Origin of the sequence: Kribbella sp. NPDC050470 (genome assembly GCF_044458365.1) — a bacterium.
Classification (GTDB): Bacteria; Actinomycetota; Actinomycetes; order Propionibacteriales; family Kribbellaceae; genus Kribbella.
Genome location: NZ_JBITHV010000010.1, coordinates 192,260 through 212,348 on the forward strand (window position 1 = coordinate 192,260; position 20,089 = coordinate 212,348).

The window sequence follows — 20,089 nt, forward strand, 5'->3', positions numbered from 1 at the left end:
GACTGCTGGGCCACGCTGGCGCTATGGACCACCTCGCCGCCACCAAGACCCTGTTCGAAGCGATCGACCACGTGGGCATCGCCGTGGCCGACTTCGACGAGGCCGTCCGGTACTACGCCGACGTCTTCGGGATGACCGTCGCGCACGAAGAGGTCAACGAGGAGCAGGGCGTCCGGGAGGCGATGCTGTCGGTCGGCGACTCGGGGTCGTCGATCCAGCTGCTGGCGCCACTGTCGGAGGCGTCGCCGATCGCGAAGTTCCTCGACCAGCGCGGGCCCGGCATCCAGCAACTGGCCTACCGGGTGCGCGACCTCGACGCGGTGTCGGCCACGCTGCGCGAGCGCGGCGCGCGGCTGCTGTACGACGAGCCGAAGCGGGGCACGGCCGGGTCGCGGGTGAACTTCATCCACCCGAAGTCGGCCGGCGGCGTCCTGGTCGAGCTCGTCGAGCCCGCCTGACGCTTTGCGTGACCACGGCGGCGCTCTCGGTGTCGCTCGGCAAAGCTGAGGAAACCTCACCGTTACCGCCGTCCCACACCGGGTGACGGCACGCGCCGACACACTGCTGAGTGGCGTTTCGCGGACTACGCTGTTCGGGTGCTGAGGGACAGCGCCACCGACTCTCTGGACGGTGTGCCGACGGGGTTCCAGCACGACGCCTTCGTCTACACGTCGGACGAGGAGTTCGTGCGACTCGCGACACCTTTCGTCCACGACGGCCTGGCAACGGGTGCGGCGATAGTCGCGGCCCTGTCGCCTGCCCGGATCGCCTTGCTGAGCGCGGCACTCGGGCCCACGGGCAAGCAGGTCGGCTTCGTCGACATCACCGAGGCCGGCCGCAACCCGGCCCGGCTGATCCCGCTGTGGCGCGAGGCGCTCGAGCAGAACCCGGGCCGCCCGGTCCGCGGCCTCGGCGAGCCGGCCTACCCGGGCCGGACCGAGGCAGAGTACGACGAGGCCGTGCTGCACGAGGCGCTGATCGACATCGCGTTCGCCGCCGACAAGGACCTCCGGCTGCTCTGTCCGTACCAGGCCTCGGTCGGTATCGACCCGACCGCCACCCACTCAGGCGCGGAAGCCCTTGCGGACAAGACGTTCCGTACGGCGCTGAGCGACGTACCGGATCGGGCCGAGCGCTGGGAGTTCGGGCTGGCCGACCTCGGGCACGTCCGGCAGTGGATGACCGCGCAGGCGTCGTCGTACGGGGTGTCGCAGGACCGGCTGGAAGACCTGGCGCTCGCGCTGCACGAGATCTGCACGAACAGCATCCGGTTCGGCGGCGGCCGCGGGACGCTGTCGGTGTGGATCGCGGACGGGGCGCTGATCTGCGACGTGGCCGACGGCGGCCGGATCGACGACCTGCTGGTCGGCCGGGTGCTGCCACCGCTCGACGGGCTCGGCGGACGCGGTGTCTGGCTGGCCAACCAGCTCTGCGACCTGGTCCAGCTGCGGTCCGGCGACGGCTTCACGCAGGTGCGTCTGCACACGCGCCTTCGGTGATAAGACCACTGACAACGGTGGACTGAAAAAGTGACGGTCGTCTCGTTGTGTCACAACCCACAGCGGGACGTGCATACTCAGCGGTAAGTTCCGCTCACCCAGGCCGCCGCTGCAGGAGGTACGACGTGAAGCAGATCCTCGAAGCGATTCTGTCCGGTGACACCGCCGCCGTCGGTGCGCTCGACGTACCGGACCACTACCGCGGCATCACCGTGCACGCCGACGAGGCGACCATGTTCGAGGGTCTGGACAGCAAGGAGAAGGACCCGCGCAAGAGCCTGCACCTCGACGACGTCCCGACCCCCGAGCTCGGCCCGGGCGAGGCGCTGGTCGCGGTGATGGCGAGCGCGATCAACTACAACACCGTCTGGACCTCGATCTTCGAGCCGGTGTCGACGTTCGCGTTCCTGAAGCGGTACGGGAAGCTGTCGCCGCTGACCGCCCGGCACGACCTGCCGTACCACGTGGTCGGCTCCGACCTGGCGGGCGTCGTACTGCGGACCGGTCCGGGCGTGAACGCGTGGAAGCCCGGCGACGAGGTGGTGGCGCACTGCCTGTCGGTCGAGCTCGAGTCGCCGGACGGGCACAACGACACGATGCTCGACTCCGAGCAGCGGATCTGGGGCTTCGAGACCAACTTCGGCGGGCTGGCCGAGCTCGCGCTGGTGAAGTCGAACCAGCTGATGCCCAAGCCCGAGCACCTGACCTGGGAGGAGGCAGCGTCCCCGGGGCTGGTGAACAGCACGGCGTACCGGCAACTGGTCTCCGCGAACGGCGCGAACATGAAGCAGGGCGACGTCGTACTGATCTGGGGCGCGTCCGGCGGGCTCGGCTCCTACGCGACCCAGTTCGCGCTGAACGGCGGGGCGATCCCGGTCTGCGTGGTGTCGTCGCCGGAGAAGGCGGAGATCTGCCGGGCGATGGGTGCGGAGCTGATCATCGACCGGTCGGCCGAGGGGTACCGGTTCTGGAAGGACGAGGTGACCCAGGACCAGAAGGAGTGGAAGCGGTTCGGGGCCCGGATCCGGGAGCTGACCGGTGGCGACGACCCGGACATCGTGTTCGAGCACCCGGGGCGGGAGACGTTCGGGGCGTCGGTGTACGTCGCCCGGCGCGGCGGCACGATCGTGACCTGCGCGTCGACGTCGGGGTTCATGCACGAGTACGACAACCGGTATTTGTGGATGAACCTGAAACGGATCATCGGCTCCCATTTCGCCAACTACCGCGAGGCCTGGGAGGCCAACCGGTTGATTGCCAAGGGCATGGTCCATCCGACGGTCAGCAAGGTGTACCCGCTGGAGGACACCGCCCAGGCCGCGTACGACGTGCACCGCAACCTGCACCAGGGCAAGGTCGGCGTGCTCACCCTGGCCCCGTCCGAGGGCCTCGGCGTACGGGACCCGGAACTGCGCGAGAAGCACGCGGCGGCCATTAATCGCTTCCGTAACAGGTAGTTCTCCCCAGGCACCCGATTGGCTGGTTACGTCCTCGTTCTGACAGGCTTAAGGTGGGGGATTCACGCTGAGCCGCCAGAAGGGAATCTCGGGAAATGCCTGACGAGTCGAGCCTGCCGTTCTTCGACCGTACGGCGACCGCGGCCGGGGGCTTCCCGGTCAGCCGTCGCGGGTACGACAAGCAGGCCGTGGACGACTACGTCCGCGCGCTGGAAATGCAACTCGTCGAGGCACGCAACCGGGCCGACCAGCTCCAGGCCAGCGTCGCGCCGATGCAGCGGCAGCTCGAGGAGACCCGGCGGCAGCTGGAGGCGAGCGCCAACCCGTCGTACGCCGGTCTCGGCGACCGGGCGGCGCAGATCCTCCGGCTCGCCCAGGACCAGGCCTCCGAGGCGCTCGAGGAGGCTCGCCGGGAGGCCGACGAGCTGCGGGCCACCGCGGCCAAGGAGGCGGCGTCTGCCCGGGCGACCGGCGAGCGTGAGGCCGAGGACATCCGCTCGGTCGCGCTGAACGAGGCGGACAGCATGCGCCGGACGGCCGAGGGTGACGCGGCGGAGCTGCGCCGTACCGCGGAGACCGAGGGCGCCGAGGTGCTGCAGACCGCGCGGCGCAAGGCCGAGCAGCTGATGCTGACCGCCGAGTCCCAGGCCAGCACGCTGAAGAACGGCGCTCTGCACGAGGCGGAGAAGATCCGGACCGCGATCCAGCGGGAGTCCGCCGCGCTGCGGGCCCGGCTGGCCGACGAGCGCGAGCAGCAGGCCAAGGAGCTGGCCGACAAGCACCAGCAGATCGCGGCCGACACCGAGAACCTGACCACCCAGATGCGCGAGGCCGCCGAGGCCTCGGAGCGGCGCGTCGCGGAGGCGACCGAGCAGGCCCGCAAGATCCGCGCCGAGGCCGAGGAGTCGGCCGAGCGGACCATCGCCCGGGCCCGGCGCGAGTCCGAGCAGCTGCTCACCACCGCGCGGACGCGGTCCGACGCCGAGCTGACCAACGCCGCCGACGAGGCCGAGCGGTCCCGGACCATCGTCGCCCGGGAGACCGAGCGGCTGGCCAAGCGCCGCGACGGCATCCTGACCCAGATCGCCGGGCTGAACGAGATCGCCAGCAACATCGCCCGCCAGGCCGCCGAGCTCGACTCCGAGACGGCCGCGCCCGCGTACGTGACCCCCTTCGGCCGCCCCGAGGCCACTCCCCCGGCAGCACCCGCCGCGCCGGCGTCGGCTGCACCGAGCGGCTTCGCGGCGCCCGCCGAGACGGTGGCGCCGGCCGGCAGCCCGTTCGCGCCCCGGGAGTCCGTGCCGCCGGCGGAGGCCGACGCCCCGACCAGCCCGTTCGCGCCGCGGGACAGCGCGTTCTCCACGCCCAGCGTGCTGCCGAAGGCGGACGAGGACGAGGCGCCGGCCGACAGCCCGTTCGCGCCGAAGCCTGCTGCCTCGTCGTACGACGAGGACGAGGACGGCCCGTTCACCGGGTCCAGCCCGTTCGTGGGCGCCGGCGCGGGTGACGCGCGGGTGGACGAGACCCGGATCGACACCGGGCTGCGGGTGGACACCAAGGTCGCCGAGGAGCTCACCAGCAAGTCCGCCGGCGGCCCCGGGGACGACGACGAGGAGCCGGTCGACTCCACCAAGATCGACGAGTTCCGGCTGAGTGACCTCGACGACGAGGAGACTTCGGTGCAGGCCGCATCGCCTTCCGAGGACGAAACTGTCGACGACAAGGCAGTCGACGACACGGAAGACGATGACCCGGCCGACGACGAGAAGACCGACGAGGCCGCAGCCGGCTCGCGATCCCCGAAGGACAAGATGTGACGCCACCCGGCGACGAAAACTCCACAGCGACGCCCGACCGGGACCTCGCGGAGGCCACCCGCGAGGCCCAGGCCGCCGCCGCCGAAGCGGAAGCCGCCGCCGACCAGGCCGAGCAGGCGGCGCGTGAAGCCGACCGCTCCGCCGACTCTGCTGACCACTCTGCCTGTGAAGCCGACGACTCGGCCGGCGAGGCCGAGGGGTCGGCGGACCAGGCCGGCGTCTCCGCCAACCGCTCCGAGGCCTCGGCCGAGAAGGCAGACGCCTCCGCCGACGACGCCGAAGTCTCCGCGAAATCCGCCGACGAGTCCGAAGCCGATGCGGAAACCGCCGCGAAGGCCGCCAACGAGTCCGAGGCCCAGGCCGAGGCGGCGGCAGGCAAGGCCGACAAGGCGGATGACGACGACCTGGCCAACGAGCTGCTGATCGAGGAGCGGCACCCGGACGTCGGCATGGGCCTGCCCGGCCCGCCGCTGCGGCGCTCGAACCCGTTCATGTTCGGCTTCTTCGCAGCTCTCGGCGTGCTGGTCGCCTGGGGCCTGTGGAACGCCCTCGGCCAGGCCCGCTCCGTCCTCATCCTGCTGCTGGTCTCGATGTTCATCGCCGTCGGCCTGAACCCGCTCGTCGAGTGGTTCATGCGCCGCGGCCTGAAGCGCGGCCTGTCCGTCGGTGTCGTGTTCCTGCTGATGATCCTCGCGGTGGCCGGCGTCGGCTTCGCGATCGTCCCGGTCGTCACCGACCAGATCAACAGCCTGATCAGGAACGCCCCCGAGTATCTCGATCTGCTGACCAAGTCGAGGACCCTCAACGAGCTCAACGACCGCTACCAGTTCATCCAGAAGGCCCAGGACTACATCCAGGACCCGGCCCTGGCGCAGCGTGCGTTCGGCGGCATCCTCGGCGTCGGCCGGGTGGTCGCGAACGCTCTCTTCTCCGGCTTCACGATCCTGATCCTGACGCTGTACTTCCTGGCCTCACTGCCGTCGGTCAAGCGGGCGGCGTACAGCCTGGTCCCGGCCAGCCGCCGGACCCGGGTCAGCATCCTCGGCGACGAGGTCCTCAGCCGGGTCGGCGGCTACGTCAGCGGCCAGTTCATGGTCGCCGCGTGCGCCGGCTTCTTCATGTTCGTCTTCCTGCAGGTCGCCGGCCTGCGCGAGTACGCGCTGGCGCTGGCGATCGTGGTGATGTTCACCGCGTTCATCCCGATGGTCGGTGGCCTGATCGGCGTCGTCATCGTCGCCCTGATCGGCTTCACCAGCGGCCTGTGGATCGGCGTCGCCTGCCTCGCCTACGGCATCATCTACCAGCAGATCGAGAACTACGTCATCGCTCCCCGCATCATGCGCCGAGCCGTCGACATCCCCGGCGCCGTCACCGTCATCGCCGCCCTCCTCGGCGGCGCCCTCCTAGGCGTGGTAGGCGCCCTCCTGGCCATCCCCACCGCCGCCGCCGTCCTCCTCATCATCCGAGAAGTCTGGGTCCGCAAAGCCGACGACTCCTGACAAACCGATCGAGCAGACGGGCACGTCAGGGGCAGGTCTGCTGGTACGGACGGCCGGCGAAGGCTTGGGTCCACTCGTCGGCCGTCAGTTTGCGGCCCGCCATCGTGCACGCGTAGGCGATCGTCTTCTCCGGGTCGATGTCCCACTGATGGATCTTCCCGTCGTACGACGAGATCGTGACGGTACCGTCCGTCAGGAAGGCCGGCGAGACCGCGTGCGGCTCGCCCTCGGCAGCGACCGACACGGTGCCGAGCGATGCGAGGGTCCGGGTGTCCCACACACTGACTGTCCCGTCGACGGCTCCGGAAACGATCCTGCTGCCGTCCGGCGAGAAACGGACGGCGAGACCCTGGTCGGTGTGTTCGGTGGTCGCCGCGCGCTTGACCGTGCCCGATCGGACATCGATCAGAACGACATCGCCTCCGGTCCCGGTGCCGGCAACGAGGTCCCCGCCCGGCGAGAAGGTCGCGTGGTTGAGGCGTAGCGGGACGTCTCCCTCCGAGACGATCTCCCCCGTTCCGGTGTCCATGAGCCGCCACCGCTGCCGATCACCGGACATGAGGTCTTCGAGGATCACGATCAGCCGGCCGTCCGCAGACGAGGCCATACAGCAGGTCGCCGGCACGTAGGTGGTCTTGCCGGTGGACCACAACTCCTCGTCGTTCGGCTTGAGTGCCGGATCGAAGTACATGACGCGCTCCCACCCACCGATGGCAATCTGCCGCCCGTTGTCGACGTACGCGATCGAGAACACTTCGACATTCGCGCGGTCCGGAAGGTCGTCGACCGTCTTGACCACCGCACCCTTCAGGGCGTCGACGACTCGCAGCGACGACCCGTCGTGGACGACCACCTGGGTGCCGTTCGGATGCCAGGCCATCGGCGTCTGCCGCCCCACAGGCCAGTCGAGATCCAGCTGGACCGGCGGTGTGACCGTGCCCGCGGCGTGGTCGGCAACTCTCATCCAGGTGGCGTCGCCTTCCCGCCACAGGTATGCGGTCCGTTGCCCGTTGTCGGAGGCAAGGACATCGGCGTACTGACGCACCGGGACGGCTGTGGTCGAACGAACGTGGCGGTGCCGGCCTGCAAGGTCGTAGCTGCGCAGGACGCCGTCGTCACCACCGGTGTACAGGGTTTGCGAGTCCGGGCCGAAGCCGACGGCCCACGGCACTTCGGCGGTCCTGATCGTGTGCCGTCGGGTCCCACTGGCCACATCCCAGACGACTGCATCGCCACCGGACTCGGTCGTCGCGAGCAGCTTGCCGTCCGGCGAGAACGCGAGGCCGCGGGCTGGGTCCGATCGAGTGGGCAGCACGCGGACGACTGCGCCTGTTCGCGCGTCGGCCAACGCCGCGGACGGCCAGTTGTCGCCGGCCTCGTTGTATGCGAGCAGTTCACCATTCCTCGAGAGGTCGAAGCCCGGCTCAACGAACGTGTCTTGATGCTGCCACTTCAGCCTGCGTGTCCGCACGTCGTAGGCGCCGAGCGGCCAGGCGGTGTAGAGGGTTCCGCCGTCGGGACTCAGCTCGATGCCCATAGGGTTGTCGCGCAGGACCACTGTGCGCGGCGCGCGGTCGACGGCGGTGAGATCCCAGATCATGGCCAGCCCGGTCGGGGGCGAGAAGCTGTTCTCGACCGACGACCGCTCGACCCGCATGCCCGCGGCGAGGTAGCGACCATCCGCGCTGAAGGCCAGGGCAGTCAAGGCGAGCGGGACGAAACCCTCGAGCTTCGGCTGTGGCGCCACTGGTTCCAGCGTGTCGGCCTTCAACAACCGAACCGGCCAGTCGGGAGCGAAAGGAACGCCTGCCGGGTCGAACGCGATCACAGCCAACAGACTCCCATCGGGACTGAACTGTGGCCGGGCGAAGGCTTCCTTGCCGGGCGGCATCGGCCCGAAGCTGTGCGACGCGAGCACTCGTCCGGATTCGGCGTCGTAGAGGTGGAAGGTCGCCCTGCTGTCGCCGGAGACGATCCGGCTGCCGTCAGGTGACACGTCGATGGTCTCGGTCCGGCCGGACACCGACGGTATGGACCGGGTCAGGAGGGGCCGCTTGTTCATCACGGTCACCAGGTTGGCCCGAGTTTCCGCGGAGTCGTCGAAACGCGCGGCCTGTACGGCGAGCAGGAGTGACAGGCTGATGTCGTCGGTCAGCAGCGAGCGAGCCGAAGCCTGACGGGCCAGGTCGTTGATCGCGGCTTGTTCCAGGCGGTCGGCCTGACGTACCGCGACCAGACCCGCGATCAGCGCGCCCACCAGAAGCAGAGCCGCAGCGGCGAGAGCGCCACGCAACCGGCGATTGATCTTCCGCTCCTGACGGGCTTGGTCCTCGGCCGCCCGCAACTCTCGTTCGGACAGTCGTTTGCTCGCGGCCAGGAACTCCTCTTCGACAGCTGTCAACGTTGGTGCCGCCCGCTCGCGCCAATCCAAGGCCTTGGCCAGCCGAACACCTCGGTAGAGCTCGCTGTCGGCTCGGCCGACGGTGTTCCAGGAATCGGCCGCGATCGCCAGGTGATGCAGGATTCGCTGACCGTCGAGGTCGTCATCGAGCCACCCGCGCAGGCGTGGCCATGCGCGAACCAGAGACTCGTGAGCCAGTTCTACGGCACCCGCATCACTCGTCACCAACCTCGACGCCACCAACCGGTCGAGCATGGTGTCGTCCTCGGGACGGGAGATCACGAGCCGCCGTGGCATCCGGCTTCGTACCGGCTCTCCCTCCGGGCCGGGGGCTACGAGCCGCAGCAGAAGATCGCGCAGAACCGCACGCTCGCCCGGCGACGCCTGTTCATGCACCTGTTCGGCCGACTGCGCGACCGCACCCCGAATTCCGCCTGACGCGTTGTACCCGGCGACCGTCAGCGTGCGGCCCTCCCGGCGCCGCCAGGTCTCGCGCAGGGCGTGTGACATCAGGGGCAGGGCGCCCGGCTGATCGGCCACGTCGTTGACCACCAGATCGACCAGACCGGGTTCGACGACCAGCGAAGCCAGCCGCGCCGGCTCCTCCACGGCGGACCGCAGGGCAGGACGTGTCAGACCGGACAACAAGTAGAGCCCACGCTCGACGACTCGCGCGAATCCGGCGTTGGAGGAGACATCCGGCAGCCGATCGGCGCGGATCGACATGATCAGCGGCGCCACGGCCTGGTGGGAGTTGAGCGCTGCCAAGAATGCCTCCCGCTCGGCATCGTCGTGGCACAGCGTGAAGACCTCTTCCAACTGATCCACCAGCAAAACGGGCGCCGAGCCGGTTGTGGGCAAGGCCGCCGCGAGCGCGGCGACCGGATGCGGTCCTGGTGTCATGACGACGACCCGCTGACCGTCACGCCGCAACGCTGCGGCAACACCGGCACGGACCAACGATGACTTGCCACAACCCGACGGTCCGGCGACGGCCAGCACCGAGTTCTCGGTCAAGATTCGAAGGCATGCCGCGATGTCGGCGTCTCGCCCGAAGAAGCCGTCCGCGTCGTCGACGTCGTACGGCCGCAGACCGGGATAGGGGCACACCGGGCTCGGTTCCGGCAACGGGCTTTGGACTGTCAACGCCGGGTCCTGGCGCAGGATCGCCTGCTCCAACGCGTCGATCTCCGGGCTGGGGTCCAGGCCGAGCTCGCGGTTCAGCGCACCACGCAGCCGTTGGATCGTGCGCAACGCCTCCCCCTGACGGCCGGCCTGGTACTGCGCAGTCGCGAGCAGAACCCAACGACGCTCACGCAGCGGATCCTCGGAGACCAGCGCCTGGGCCTTCGCCATCACCTGGTCGTGCTGGCCCGATCGCAGGGCCGACTCGACGTACAACTCCTCGGCCGCCTGGCGCAACTCAGTCAGCCGCGACACCTCGATCCGGGCCGGGTCCCAACCGTCCAGCTCGGTCAGCGGCCGACCGCGCCAAAGTGTCAGCGCGTCCGCGAGTACCAGGCCTGATCGCTCGGGTTCGCCCGCCGCGAGCAGACCGCGGGCGCGGACCACTGCGCGATCGAATCGCTGCGAATCGATCTCATCGAGCGGAACAGCCAGGCGGTAGCCGGGTGGCGCAGTCTCGATCGCATGTGTGCCAAGGACCTTGCGAAGCCGGACGACACAGCCCTGGACCACCTTCGGCCAGGAGGCCGGCAGCCGCTCGCCCCACAGGACGTGGGCAAGCTGATCGGCGCTGACCACATCGCCGGGATGTACCGCCAGCGCTGCCAGTACGACCCGGTCGCGGCGGGCGAGGGCCTTCTGATCCCCCTCGATCGTCAGCGGGCCGAGAACAGCGATACCCACCTCTCGACTGTCCGTCCGTCGGCCCAGAGCGTCAACCGGCCTGATACCGGCTTGATACCGGGCTGGTCTCGACCGGCTTCAGCGGCGCAGCTTCTCGGTTTCGGCTGTCTGGGTGGCAGGTACGGCGGGGAGGTGGACTGTTACTTGGAGGCCGCCGGTGGGGCGGGGGGTTAGGGAGAGGGTGCCGTCGTGGGCTTGGGTGATGCTTTTGACGATGGCCAGGCCCAGGCCTACGCCGGCGTGGTCGGTGCGGACGCGTTCTGTGCCGCGTTGGAACGGCTCGACGAGGGTGGAGAGGAGTTGGGGGGCCAGGTTCTCGCCGGCGTTTTCCACGGTGAGCGCCACGGTGTCGGGGTGGACGGTGGTCGTGACCCGAACCGTGCCTTGTGAGGGCAGGTTGTGGACGATCGCGTTGTGGACGAGGTTCGTGGTCAGCTGCAGCAGGAGTGCGTGGGAGCCGATGGTGGGGGTCAGGTCGCCCGAGGTCTCGATGGTGAGCCCGCGTTGTTCTGCGAGTGGGAGGAGAGTCTCGACGGCTTCCTCCGCCAGCAGGGACAGGTCGACGCGTTCGCGGGTGAAGGCCCGGCGGTCGGCGCGGCTGAGCAGGAGCAACGCCTCGGTGAGGTCGATCGCTCGGGTGTTGACGGCGTACAGGCGCTCGACGAGCTCGTCGGTGTTGCGGTTGCGGTCGTTGCGGGCGACGTCGAGCAGTGCCTGCGTGATCGCGAGTGGGGTGCGCAGTTCGTGGGAGGCGTTGGCTGCGAATCTCCGCTGTGCGGCGACATGTGCTTCGAGCTGACCGAGCATGCCGTCGAAGGCGTCGGCGAGCTCGCGGAACTCGTCCTTGTGGCCTTCCAGCTCGATCCGGTGGGCCAGCGACCCGGTGGCGGCCTTGCGGGTGGCGTCGGTGATGCGAGTCAGCGGCGCGAGCATGCGGCCGGCGAGCAGCCACCCGCCGACGAGACCGAACACCAGCAGGATCGCCATCACCGCGGCTGCCCGTGGAGCGAACTCGCGCAGCAGGGTGGACCGGACGGGGAAGACACCTGGAGTGGTGGCTTCCGGGACCACGAGCATCGCCCGGTCGGGGACGTACCGCAGGAGAAAGAGCCACACGGCGCCGAGCAGCAAGGCGCCGGCCAGCATCAGGAACCCGGCGTAGCTGAGGGTGAGCTTGAGGCGAACGCTGAAGCCAGGTTGCCTATCCACGGTCCCCTCCGGTGTCGATGCGGTACCCGACGCCGGCCACGGTCGCGATGACCCACGGCTCGCCGAGCCGTTTGCGCAGCGCCGAAACGGTGATGCGTACGGCGTTGGTGAACGGGTCGGCGTTCTCGTCCCAGGCCCGTTCCAGCAGCTCCTCGGCGCTGACAACCCCACCCTCGGCAGCGACGAGAACTTCGAGTACGGCGAACTGCTTCCGGGTCAATGCGACGTACCGGCCCTCGCGGTAGACCTCCCGCCGAAACGGGTCCAGCCGCAGGCCCGCGATCTCCCACACCGGCGGCCGGTTGTGGGCGCGCCGGCGGTCGAGTGCTCTGAGCCTGAGCACGAGCTCCTGCAGTGCGAAGGGCTTCGTCAGGTAGTCGTCGGCGCCGAGCTCGAACCCGGAGGCCTTGTCGTCGAGCCGGTCGGCAGCGGTCAGCATCAGGATCGGCATACCGCTGCCGGAGGCAACGATCCGCTTGGCGATCTCGTCACCGGACGGGCCGGGGATGTCCCGGTCGAGTACGGCGATGTCGTAGGCGTTGACGCTCAGCAGCTCCAGCGCGGTGTCACCGTCACCGGCGATGTCGGACGCGATCGCCTCCAGGCGCAGGCCATCGCGGATGGCCGCTGCCATGTCGGGTTCGTCCTCGACGACCAACACACGCACGCCATCGATGCTACGGGCCCACACATATCGCCCGCATATCGAAATCCTCGTACGCGCTGGCAACACCGCGCTCCCTTGGCTTCAGCCATGCCTGCCACCACCACCCAGCAAGCCACTCAACTAGCCGCCAGCGCCCGGGGTCTGACCAAGACCTACGGCCGAGGCGAGGCCGAGGTGCATGCGCTGCGCGGCGTCGACCTCGACCTGCCCCGCGGCCGGTTCACCGCGATCATGGGGCCGAGCGGCTCGGGCAAGTCCACGCTGATGCACTGCCTGGCCGGACTCGACCAGGCCAGCACCGGCACTGTCACGGTGGCCGGCGCCGACCTCGGATCACTCGACGACGACGCGCTCACGACGTTCCGGCGCGATCATGTCGGCTTCGTGTTCCAGTCGTTCAACCTGCTGCCGATGCTCACCGCGCTGCAGAACATCGTGCTCCCGCTCGAGCTGGGCGGTCGCCGGATCGACGAGGCGACGCGGGAGCGAGCCCAGGCGCTCGCCGATGCCCTCGGCGTGGCCGACAGGCTCAGCCACCTGCCCGCGGAGCTGTCCGGCGGCCAGCAGCAGCGGGTCGCCATCGCTCGCGCCCTGATCACCCAGCCGGACCTGCTGTTCGCCGACGAGCCCACCGGAAACCTGGACAGCGCCACGTCGGCAGAGGTGCTGGGGCACCTGCGCCGGTCGGCCGGCGAGCTCGGCCAGACGGTCGTGATGGTCACCCACGATCGGGACGCTGCGACGTACGCCGACGACGTGGTCACCATGCAGGACGGGCGGATCGCCTGATGGGCACCGTCTTGCTCGCGTCCCTGCGCACCCACCTCCGCAGGTACGTCGCAGCGGCGACCGCAGTCATCGTCGGAGTCGCTTTCGTCGTCGTGGTCGGCGTACTCACGTCCGGAGCACGGAGTGGACTCATGGCCGGCTTCGGAGCGCCGTTCCGCAACGCCGACCACGTGGTGTCCAAGATCGGTACGAACGCCGCGATCGAGCTCGCCGAGCGGCGCGGCGACAACGCGTCCGTCATCGGCCGAGCCCTGCTGCTGATGCGCGCGGGCGGCCGCCCGTACCCCGGGACAGCCGTTGGTCCGATCGCCCCCTCGGCGGAGCTGCGCTGGCAGAGGCTCAGCTCGGGCCGTTTCCCGGCCGGCAAGGGCGAGGCGGCCGTGGACGTGTGGGTCGCGCAGGCCCGGGAGATCTCGATCGGCGACCGCATCCGGATCGGCGAGGGCAGCACTGCGACCGAACTGACAGTGGTCGGCGTCGTGGAATCACCCTCGAGCACGGCCCAGGCCTCGGTGTACGTCACCTTGCCGCAGATGCTGCAGTGGCGCGACCATCAGTCGCTCTCGCTGGGCCGGGTGGCGGTGCGCGGGGAGGTAGGCCCGCTCCCGCCGGGCGCGCTGGTGCAGTCACCGGAGGCGTTCGTCGACGAGGCGCAGACCGAGCTCAACAACGGCGTCGACACGATGTCGCTGATGCTGCTGCTGTTCGCCGCCATCGCGCTCTTCGTCTCGGTCCTGGTCATCGCGAACACGTTCTCCATCCTGTTCGCGCAGCGCCTGCGCGACTTCGCGCTGCTGCGTTGCGTCGGTGCGACCCGGCGGCAGGTGGTGCGATCGGTACGGCGTGAGGCCGCCGCCGTCGGCGTATTCGCGTCGCTGACCGGCATGCTGGTCGGTGTCGGTCTCGGCTACGGGCTCGTCGCCCTGATCAACGCGGTCGCGCCCGCTACCCCGATGGGCGCTCCCGCGCTGCCCGCGCTCTGGCTGTTGGGCGGGTTCGCTGCCGGTCTGATGGTCACCATGCTTGCGTCCTGGTTACCGACCCGGCGTGTGGTGCGGGTGAGCCCACTTGCGGCACTGCGCCCGGATGCGGCTGTCGACGTACGCACGGCCGCCGGTGTGGTGCGGCTGGCGCTCGCCGCACTCCTCCTGCTCACCGGGCTGACCCTGCTCGGGGTTGCGATGAACCAGCACAGTACGGCGCTCATGGTGGCGGGCGGCGGATCGGTGTTCACCGCCGTACTCCTCTTCGGGCCGGTGCTCGTCCCCCGACTGATCCGGATCGCCGGCTTGCTCCTCGGCCCCGCCGGACGGCTGGCCACCAACAACGCCATGCGCAATCCGCGCCGGACCGCCGCCACGACTGCCTCGCTCCTGGTCGGCGTCACGCTGACAACCGCCGTACTCACCGGGCTGGCCACGTGGCGCACGGCGATGGATGAGGAACGCGGGAGGCGGCACCCCCTCGATGCCGCGCTCACCTCGCCCGACAAGCCGGTCGCCGCCGATCTCCTCGAACGGGTACGTCGTACAACCGGTGTGGAACAAGCCATTTCCGTCGACGGCGCCATGGCCCAGGTGGCCGGGCTCCCTGAGCCACTCCTGGTCGTCACTGCGCCGACCGCGGAGCAGGTGACCCGCGATGGCGGAGCGTTCGCCCGGTTGGAGCCCGGGCAGATCAGACTCGACTACGCCTCCTTTCGCAAGGGCCTCGGCGTTCGTCCCGGTGACCGGGTCACAGTGCGGGTCGGCAAACGGCAAGCTCAGCTGGAAGTTGCCGCCGGCATCGGTTGGGGCCGGACGGGCGTGGTCGCGCCCGCGACGCTGGCGAGTCTCGCCGACTCCGCCGCGCCGCATGCCATCTGGATTCGCGCGTCTCCTGATGCCGACCCGGGACGACTCGTCGGTGACCTGGACGAGTTGGCGGATCCGGTCGGCGCACGGGTCGACAACGAGTTGCAGGCCCGGGAATCGGAGGAGCAGCAGTTGCGAGTCCTGACCTGGTCGGTGCTCGGTCTGCTCGGCATCGCCGTAGTGATCGCCTTGATCGGGATCGCGAACACCCTCGGGCTCTCCGTCCTCGAGCGTGCCCGTGAGCACGCGATGCTGCGCGCACTCGGGCTCACCCGAAGGCAACTGCGCCGGATGCTGGCGGCCGAGGCCGTGCTGCTGTCCGTGGTGGCCGCAGTGCTCGGCACGGTGATCGGCGTCGGGTTCGCCTGGGTCGGCTACGAGACGTTCGTGAAGGACGTCCTCAAGGCCGCCACCATGCAACTCCCGTGGCTCTCACTCGGCGTCGTCGTACTCATCGCCGCTCTGGCTGGGCTCCTCGCCGCTGTCCTCCCGGCTCGCCGGGCCGCCCGTGTGACTCCGGCCGCCGGACTGTCACTCGACTGAGTCGTCCATGGCGGCGAGCGGGACCTCACCGGGGGTCTTGCTGTAGGCGAGTGCTTCGACGATCTTCCCGTCGCGGACCCGCACCAGGTTCACGCCGCGCACGGATTCCGCGAGAGCCTCGCCGAAGTGGTAGCGAAACCGGATCGTCGCGTTGTCGCCCGCAACCACCACGTCCTCCACCTCGAACTGGGTGCTGCGGTCCTCGGCCAGCGCCCGCCAGAAGGTCAGGTTCGCCTCGCGGCCTTCGTACCGGGCGCCGTTGGGAGCCGGCTGGATCGCCTCCATGACGCAGTCCTCGGCGACCAGGTCGTCCAGCGCGGCGGGGTCGTGGTTGACGAACACGTGGTTGAAGCGGTCGATCGTCTCGGCCGTGGTGCGGTGGGTCATGACATCCTCCTTAGATAGATCGATCGGTCTACTCTGACCATATAGACCGGTTGATCTACTGGCAACCCCATGGCACGCTGACTTTCATGGAACCCCGCTCCACCAGTCGTCCGCGTGAACGCCTCCTGACCGCCGCCAGGGAGCTGACCTACCGGTACGGCGTCGCCGTCGGCGTCGACGCCATCCTCAAGGAGGCCAAAGTCGCCCGGCGCTCGCTGTACGAGCACTTCGGCGGGAAGGACGGGCTGATAGCCGAGGTGCTGCGGGAGACGACGGCCGAGGACGAGGAGCTCTACCGCCGCACCATGGAAGCCGCCGGCGACGACCCGTCCGCTCGCCTGCTGGCAGTCTTCGACATGCTCGACGGAGTCATCGACGACCCCAGCTTCCGCGGCTGCCGCTACCTCTCCGCCGACCTCGCGCTGGCCGACCCCGACCACCCGGCGCACGCCATCACGCGCGAGTACCGCGAACACCTCCACGGACTCTTCGAGGCCGAACTCGTCAAACTCGGCCACCCACACCCGCCAGCCGCCGCCGACCAACTCCTGCTCCTCGTCGACGGAACCCTCGCAGCCGGAGCCACCAGACCCAACACCACCCCAGCCCGCCTGGCCCACCAACTCGCCGAACAAATCGTCGGCTCGGTGGTGTCCCCGGCGTGAGGGGTTGTTCGTCGTACTGGGTGAGGAGGTTGGGATGCGGTTTGCGTTGATGATCTACACGGAGCCTGGGTACGACGAGGGGCTGTCCGAGGCGGAGCGGGACGAGGTGGTGGCGGAGTACTCGGTGTTGTTCGGGGAAGGGCAGTGTGTGGCGGCGGCTCGGTTGCAGCCGGTGGAGATGGCTACGTGCGTGCGGGTCGAGGGTGGGCGGACGTTGATGACGGACGGGCCGTTTGCCGACACCAAGGAGGTGCTCGGCGGGTTCTGCCTGCTGGAGGCGGCGAACCTGGACGAGGCGGTCGAGTTGGCGGCGCGGTTCCCGGCGGTGCGGCTGGGCGGGACCGTCGAGATCAGGCCGGTGGTGCAGGGCTGACCGCGCTGGAGCAGGTCTTTCGGGACGAGTGGGGCCGGGTGCTGGCCACGCTGGTCGGGTTCCTCGGCGACTTCGACCGGGCCGAGGAGGCGGCGCAGGAGGCGTTCGCGCTCGCCGCGCAGCGCTGGCCCGACCACGGTACGCCGGACAACCCGGGCGCCTGGCTGACCACGACGGCCCGCAACCGGGCGATCGACCGGATCCGCCGGGACCGCACCCTGGCCGAGAAGATCCAGTTGCTACCGGCAACCGAGGTCGTGATGGACGAGTACGAAGAGACCGTGTTCAAGGACGAGCGGCTGGAGCTGATCTTCACCTGCTGCCACCCGGCGCTGGCGCTGGATGGCCAGGTGGCGCTCACGCTGCGGGCGCTCGGCGGACTGCAGACCGCGGACATCGCGCGGGCGTTCCTGGTGTCCGAGGAGACCATGAAGCGCCGGCTGACGCGTGCCAAGGCGAAGATCAAGGCGACCGGCATCCCGTTCGCGGTGCCCGCCGAACGCCTGTTGCCCGATCGCCTCGATGCTGTGCTGGCCGTCATCTACCTGATCTACAACGAGGGTTACAGCGGCCGCATCGATCTCGGCGCCGAGGCGATCAGCCTGGGCCGAGTGCTGGTCGAGCTGATGCCGGACCAGCCGGAGGCGCACGGGCTGCTCGCGCTGATGATGATCCACCACGCCCGCCGGCAGGCCCGGTACGCCGGCGACGACATCGTCCTGCTCGAAGATCAGGACCGTTCGCTGTGGGGCCAGGACCAGATCGACCAGGGTCGCGCAGTACTCGACCGAGCCATCGCGTTGGGAGGTCGCGGCGCGTACGTCGTACAGGCGGCGATCGCGTCGTTGCAGACGCGGGAGCAGATCGACTGGCCGCAGGTCGCCGAACTGTACCGGCGACTGGCCGAGCTCACCGGCTCACTGGTCGTCGAGCTCAACGGGGCCGTTGCCGTTGCGCAGGCCGGCGATCCCGTTGCTGCTCTCGAGGCTGTCGATCGCCTGGATCTGGACGGCTACCTCTACTTTCACTCGACCCGCGGGGAGCTTCTCCGGCGGCTCGGACGTGATGCTGACGCGCGTACGGCGTACCTGCGTGCACTCGACCTGGCCACCTCGACGCCGGAGCGGCGGTTCCTGACGCGGCGGCTGGAAGAACTCTGAAGCCGGCTGTCCCCAGGGCGCGGCCTCGTTCGTCGCCTGGATGTGAGCGACCCCAACATCCAGGGAGAAACCATGACAGTCGCCGTCGCGATCCCCAACTACCTGACCGGCACGTGGAAGGTCGACCCGGCGCACTCCGAGGTCGGCTTCAGCGTCCGGCACCTGATGCTCAGCAAGGTGCGCGGCCGATTCACGACGTACGACGTGACGATCGTGACCGCAGCGGATCCGCTGGAGTCGTCGGTCGAGGCGCGGATCGATCTCGCGTCCGTTGACACCGGCAACGAAATGCGCGACGACCACCTGCGCTCGGCCGACTACTTCGAGGCCGAGAGGTTTCCGGCGATGACGTATCGGTCGTCCGGCGTACGTCGTACTGCCGACGGCTGGATCGTGGACGGTGAGCTCACGGTGCACGGCGTCACGCGGCGAGTGCCGTTGGAGGTGGAAGTGGGTGGGTTCGGGCCGGATCCGTTCGGTGGGTATCGGGCTGGGTTCTCGGCTTCTGCGCAGATCAGCCGGCGGGAGTTCGGCATCGACCTCGACGTGCCGCTGGACGGCGGCGGGGTCGCCGTCGGCGACAAAGTGACCATCAACCTCGAGATCCAGGCTGTCCTGGAGAAGTAGGAGCTCTTCACATGTCTACTGCAGAACGCAACAAAGCGACCTTCCGCCGACTGCACGGCGCGATGAACTCGCGGGACCCGGAGCTGATCTCGAAGGCGCTCGACGAGGCGCTCGCACCGGACGTGCAGCTCAGCACGCCGCTCCCGGTCGACGGGACTGGCGCGGAGGCTCAGAAGCAGGTCTGGGCGATGCTCCTGCGGGCGTTCCCCGACCTGCACGTCGAGATCGAGGACCTGATCGCCGAAGACGACAAAGTGGTCTGCCGCAACACCGTCACCGGGACGCACCTGGGCGACTACATGGGCGTCCCCGCCACCGGTCGCCAGATCACGTGGAACGAGATCTTCATCTTCCGCTTCACCAACGACCAAATCACCGAAACCCACGGCGTAGTCAACATAGCCACCCAAATGCGCCAACTGGGCCTACTCCCGGGGTAACCCCTACCCACGCGGTCGACCCACACGCGGCCTGTCCCACGCGGCGCTACGCCCGCTCCTCCGTCGCGTGCTCGCCACCGCTCCCACCCACCCGATCCACGCGCTTACCGCGCTTCCTCAACCGCCCGTGGTCGCACCGGATCCCGGTCCGTCGGACGGCACCAGTCGTTTGTCCGGCGGCCGGACCCGGTCGTCGTCGGACCCAGATCGGGTCAACGGCGCACCTGATAGCGCAGGTGGAGCACCCGGTTGCCCTGGATCACCGCGTCAGGGTCCTCCAGCAGGTGTTGCGCGTCGACCGACCCGAAGTAGCGCTTGCCGGAACCGAACACCACGGGTACGACGTCCATGCGCACCTCGTCGACAAGACCCGCGGCAAGCGCCTGGCCGCCGACGTCGCCGGCGGCGACCTCGACAACGCGGTCACCCGCAAGCTCCTGCGCCTTGGCCACGGCTGTCTCGACGCTGTCGACGAAGTGAAACGGCGCCTCGGGATCCCAGCCCTCGGGCTGCGGCCGGTGCGTCACGACGACCACGTGGTCGACCCCGCTCGGAGGCGTCCCGTCCCAGCCGTCCGTCACGTCGAAGACGTGGCGGCCGGCGATTGTCACCCCGATCTGGTCCCAGTACTCCCGGACGTAGTCGGCGGACGTCTGCGACACCTTCAACACGCCGCTCTCGTCCAACGGGACGTCACCGCTGGTCAACCAGTCGAACAGCGGTCCGGGCTGGTCCTTCTCGTCCGCGATGAAGCCGTCCACCGACACCGAGGCGTACATAACCACCTTGCCCACGTTGCTCTCCTCTGCTTTGGGGTGTCCCCAAATTAACGTG

17 protein-coding genes are annotated in these 20,089 nt (G+C 69.2%); 12 read left to right on the plus strand and 5 right to left on the minus strand.

Features of this window, described 5'->3' with window-relative positions; genetic code table 11:
* Positions 1-23: 23 nt before the first annotated feature.
* From mce to ACIBGM_RS30140, 5 genes are all read left to right on the plus strand, one after another.
* Complete coding sequence (gene mce / locus ACIBGM_RS30120) at positions 24-458, plus strand: methylmalonyl-CoA epimerase (protein WP_360536750.1); 435 nt, start codon at positions 24-26, stop codon at positions 456-458.
* Between the two features lie 138 nt (positions 459-596).
* Positions 597-1,499, plus strand: a complete 903-nt coding sequence (locus ACIBGM_RS30125) for an anti-sigma factor RsbA family regulatory protein (RefSeq protein WP_396387428.1) — start codon at positions 597-599, stop codon at positions 1,497-1,499.
* Between the two features lie 125 nt (positions 1,500-1,624).
* Positions 1,625-2,956: a crotonyl-CoA carboxylase/reductase gene (gene ccrA, locus ACIBGM_RS30130; protein ID WP_360536746.1), complete on the plus strand. Its 1,332-nt coding sequence runs from the start codon at positions 1,625-1,627 to the stop codon at positions 2,954-2,956.
* A 95-nt stretch (positions 2,957-3,051) separates the two neighbouring features.
* Positions 3,052-4,773 (plus strand): transposase, encoded by a 1,722-nt coding sequence (locus tag ACIBGM_RS30135; RefSeq protein ID WP_396387429.1) that lies wholly within the window; start codon positions 3,052-3,054, stop codon positions 4,771-4,773.
* The gene (locus tag ACIBGM_RS30140) at positions 4,770-6,272 is read left to right on the plus strand and encodes an AI-2E family transporter (protein WP_396387430.1); all 1,503 of its coding nucleotides are present in this window, start codon (positions 4,770-4,772) and stop codon (positions 6,270-6,272) included. The genes ACIBGM_RS30135 and ACIBGM_RS30140 overlap by 4 nt, the downstream gene beginning before the upstream one ends.
* A 25-nt stretch (positions 6,273-6,297) precedes the next feature.
* Here ACIBGM_RS30140 and ACIBGM_RS30145 read toward each other — a convergent pair whose 3' ends face one another.
* The 3 genes from ACIBGM_RS30145 to ACIBGM_RS30155 form a co-directional block, all read right to left on the minus strand.
* Entirely contained in the window at positions 6,298-10,542 is a 4,245-nt protein-coding gene (locus ACIBGM_RS30145; protein ID WP_396387431.1) for a BTAD domain-containing putative transcriptional regulator, read from the minus strand.
* A 78-nt stretch (positions 10,543-10,620) separates the two neighbouring features.
* A complete protein-coding gene (locus ACIBGM_RS30150; protein WP_360536738.1) occupies positions 10,621-11,751 on the minus strand; it encodes a HAMP domain-containing sensor histidine kinase in 1,131 nt (376 codons plus the stop codon).
* Positions 11,744-12,418 (minus strand): response regulator transcription factor, encoded by a 675-nt coding sequence (locus tag ACIBGM_RS30155; protein ID WP_360536736.1) that lies wholly within the window; start codon positions 12,416-12,418, stop codon positions 11,744-11,746. Before ACIBGM_RS30155 ends, ACIBGM_RS30150 begins: the two co-directional genes overlap by 8 nt.
* Positions 12,419-12,505: 87 nt before the next feature.
* Between ACIBGM_RS30155 and ACIBGM_RS30160 the strand changes: the two genes are divergently transcribed.
* Together ACIBGM_RS30160 and ACIBGM_RS30165 are read left to right on the plus strand one after the other, a co-directional pair.
* Positions 12,506-13,207, plus strand: a complete 702-nt coding sequence (locus ACIBGM_RS30160) for an ABC transporter ATP-binding protein (protein ID WP_396387432.1) — start codon at positions 12,506-12,508, stop codon at positions 13,205-13,207.
* Positions 13,207-15,603: an ABC transporter permease gene (locus ACIBGM_RS30165; RefSeq protein WP_396387433.1), complete on the plus strand. Its 2,397-nt coding sequence runs from the start codon at positions 13,207-13,209 to the stop codon at positions 15,601-15,603. Before ACIBGM_RS30160 ends, ACIBGM_RS30165 begins: the two co-directional genes overlap by 1 nt.
* Here ACIBGM_RS30165 and ACIBGM_RS30170 read toward each other — a convergent pair.
* On the minus strand, positions 15,592-15,990 hold the full coding sequence (locus tag ACIBGM_RS30170; protein WP_360536730.1) for a nuclear transport factor 2 family protein: 399 nt from the start codon (positions 15,988-15,990) through the stop codon (positions 15,592-15,594). The two genes, ACIBGM_RS30165 and ACIBGM_RS30170, sit on opposite strands and share 12 nt — an antisense overlap.
* An 86-nt stretch (positions 15,991-16,076) precedes the next feature.
* Here ACIBGM_RS30170 and ACIBGM_RS30175 point away from each other — a divergent pair, with 86 nt between their 5' ends.
* The 5 genes from ACIBGM_RS30175 to ACIBGM_RS30195 all read left to right on the plus strand — a co-directional run bounded on the left by ACIBGM_RS30175 (position 16,077) and on the right by ACIBGM_RS30195 (position 19,255).
* Positions 16,077-16,655 (plus strand): TetR/AcrR family transcriptional regulator, encoded by a 579-nt coding sequence (locus ACIBGM_RS30175; protein ID WP_360536728.1) that lies wholly within the window; start codon positions 16,077-16,079, stop codon positions 16,653-16,655.
* Positions 16,656-16,689: 34 nt separating this feature from the next.
* On the plus strand, positions 16,690-17,028 hold the full coding sequence (locus tag ACIBGM_RS30180) for a YciI family protein (protein WP_360536726.1): 339 nt from the start codon (positions 16,690-16,692) through the stop codon (positions 17,026-17,028).
* 38 nt (positions 17,029-17,066) lie between these two features.
* A complete protein-coding gene (locus tag ACIBGM_RS30185) occupies positions 17,067-18,188 on the plus strand; it encodes an RNA polymerase sigma factor (RefSeq protein ID WP_396387434.1) in 1,122 nt (373 codons plus the stop codon).
* A gap of 72 nt (positions 18,189-18,260) precedes the next feature.
* Entirely contained in the window at positions 18,261-18,815 is a 555-nt protein-coding gene (locus ACIBGM_RS30190; RefSeq protein ID WP_396387435.1) for a YceI family protein, read from the plus strand.
* Between the two features lie 11 nt (positions 18,816-18,826).
* On the plus strand, positions 18,827-19,255 hold the full coding sequence (locus ACIBGM_RS30195) for an ester cyclase (protein WP_396387436.1): 429 nt from the start codon (positions 18,827-18,829) through the stop codon (positions 19,253-19,255).
* A gap of 212 nt (positions 19,256-19,467) precedes the next feature.
* On the opposite strand, the gene ACIBGM_RS30200 is transcribed toward ACIBGM_RS30195, so the two are convergent.
* Positions 19,468-20,049: a dihydrofolate reductase family protein gene (locus ACIBGM_RS30200; RefSeq protein WP_396387437.1), complete on the minus strand. Its 582-nt coding sequence runs from the start codon at positions 20,047-20,049 to the stop codon at positions 19,468-19,470.
* Between the last annotated feature and the right edge of the window lie 40 nt (positions 20,050-20,089).